The 2,422-nt window shown below is 30.2% G+C and carries 2 protein-coding genes; both read left to right on the top strand.

Going from position 1 to position 2,422, the window contains the following annotated elements:
- Positions 1 to 146 precede the first annotated feature (146 nt).
- The gene (istA, locus tag DYH56_RS15560; protein ID WP_114643776.1) at positions 147 to 1,652 is read left to right on the top strand and encodes an IS21 family transposase; all 1,506 of its coding nucleotides are present in this window, start codon (positions 147 to 149) and stop codon (positions 1,650 to 1,652) included.
- The gene (gene istB / locus DYH56_RS15555; protein ID WP_114643775.1) at positions 1,645 to 2,367 is read left to right on the top strand and encodes an IS21-like element helper ATPase IstB; all 723 of its coding nucleotides are present in this window, start codon (positions 1,645 to 1,647) and stop codon (positions 2,365 to 2,367) included. The genes istA and istB overlap by 8 nt, the downstream gene beginning before the upstream one ends.
- Positions 2,368 to 2,422 lie beyond the last annotated feature (55 nt).

The following is a 2,422-nucleotide window of genomic DNA, read 5'->3' as shown; positions in this document are numbered from 1 at the left end:
TGTTTATGGTAAAGTAAAAAGACAGCACAGTTGCAAAGTAAAATGTCAGCGTTTTAGCAATAAATAAAAAAAGACCATTGACACATATCAAATTACACTCTAATAATTTAAGTGACTAAACTAAACTTATTAGGGAGTGTGAAAGGATGTTGCCAATGATCAATAAATATAATATCAAAACTATGTATGAACTGCAAGGAAAATCTTTGAGAGCTATTTCTGAAGAAACAGGTCATTCGTTTAGAACCGTTAAAAAATATGCTACTATGGAAGATTTTAATGTCAAATTAAAACCCAGAGTATATTCTTCTAAATTAGATCCATTTAAAGAAACTATTTTTACTTGGTTGAAAAATGATCTAGATAAACCTTTAAAACAAAGACATACAGCTAGAAAAATTTACGATAGATTAAAAAATGAATTCATAGAGGAGTGTGATGTTAGCTATAAAACTATTGCTAATTTTGTTTCTAAAGCTAGAAAGACAATTAATAACCCTGAAACGCATGGTATGACTTATCTTAAGCATTCTCATGGGGAAGCACAACTAGACTTTGGGGCAACAACCTATATCCATAGTGGAGAACTTGTGAAGGGTTATCATCTTGTGATTACATTTCCATACAGCAATCATGGCTATGTTCAATTGTTTCCCGCACAAAACCAAGAAGCTCTTTTTGCGGGAATGAAAAATATCTTTGAGTATATTGGTAAAGTTCCTAAGGAAATATGGTTTGATAATATGTCTACTGCTGTAATTGAAATTAAAAAAAATGGGAAAAGAACTTTAACAGACGATTTTTATAGGTTTGCTGCACATTATGGATTTCAAGCGAAGTTTTGTAATCCTTCAAGCGGGAATGAAAAAGGTAGTGTAGAGAATAAAGTCGGATATTTTAGAAGGAATTTCTTTGTCCCTATCCCTGAAATTAAAGATTTAAATGAGTTTAATATTAATCTGCTTTTTCAATGTGATGAAGACTCTAAAAGAGTTCATTACCTGAAACAAAGTGAGATATTTACATTGTTTCAAGAAGAAATAAATGAATTTCTACCTTTAAATAGAAATTCATATGAAGTATTTAAAATTTTAAAGGCAAAAACTAATAAAATGGGATATGTAAATTTTAAAAACAATATTTATTCAGTTCTTCCAAGGTTAAAAAATCAAGAAGTTTGGATAAAATATTATTATGATCACATCGAAATCTTAGATGAAAAATACAATTTACTAACCAAACATAAACGATCATACTCAAAACATATTAGGTATACTAATTGGAAAGAATGGATTGAAGTATTAAAAAACAAACCTAGATCCTTTGAAAATACAGAACTTTTCGATGAATTACCTCAGAGTTTCACAGCTTTTTTTAAAAGTAAAACAACCTATGATGAAAAACGAAAATTATTATCACTTCTAGGAGAATTTTTAATAAAAGACTCTCTAGAAGTGGCTATCGCAGCTTTAGAAGAGAACACTTCTAAAGGGATCCAAGATATAGAATCTTTTAAGGTATCATACAGAGCTAAACTAGAGCCCTCTAAAATATATGATTCTTTAAAATTAAAGGATTATATTCCTAAAATAACTGAATTTGAAATTGATTTAACTCAGTACGATAGATTGATGGGAGGAGTTTATGGATAAACTAGAGATATATTGTAAAAAACTAAAATTAGGATCAGAAATTTTAGAAGACTTTGAAGAGATAGAATTTATCAATAAAAAAGATTATCTTACTAAAGTATTAGAGAAAAGCTGTTCTTACTCAGAAATCAGGAGAAAAAATAGGAGGATTAAAGATGCTAAATTCGATCTCATTAAAACCTTTGAATCCTATGAATTTAAAGAAATAGAACTGCCTTTAACCTTGACTGAAGAAAGTGTTAAAAAGTGTGAATTTTTAGAAAAAAATGAAAATTTGATTTTCTATGGTCCTTCGGGTCGTGGAAAAACACATTTGGCTATTGCCATTGGGATAGAAGCATGTGATTTAGGTAAAAAAGTAAGGTTTTACAAGGTTTCACATTTAATAAATGATTTATTAGAGGCTAAAGAATCCGGCTTATTAGCCAAATTCTTAAAGACTTTACAGAAATTCGATCTCATAATTTTAGATGAATTGGGCTATGTTCCCCTAGGAGAACGTGGCGCGGAACTCTTTTTCCAAGTAATAGCAGATTGTTACGAAAGGAAAAGCCTGATTGTAACTACAAATATCGAGTTTTCAAATTGGGTGGGGGTGTTTATGGATAAAAAGATAACCAGTGCCATAATTGATAGGATAGTTCACCATGGACACCTTATCATGTTCAACGGAAGCAACTGGAGAGTAGAAAATTCATTATCGTTATTGAAGTGATCAGTGGTGACTTTTTAAATTGCAACACCGCTGACATTTAAAGTTGCAAAACACA

The sequence above is a fragment of the Psychrilyobacter piezotolerans genome, from assembly GCF_003391055.1.
GTDB lineage: Bacteria > Fusobacteriota > Fusobacteriia > Fusobacteriales > Fusobacteriaceae > Psychrilyobacter > Psychrilyobacter piezotolerans.
The sequence above is the reverse complement of the archived record's forward strand: the minus strand, read 5'-3'. Positions and strand labels throughout refer to the sequence as shown.

Excerpts from the sequence above, each read along its gene's own strand:
- istA (WP_114643776.1), top strand. The coding sequence starts at position 147 with ATGTTGCCAATGATCAATAAATATAATATCAAAACTATGTATGAACTG.
- istB (WP_114643775.1), top strand. The coding sequence starts at position 1,645 with ATGGATAAACTAGAGATATATTGTAAAAAACTAAAATTAGGATCAGAA.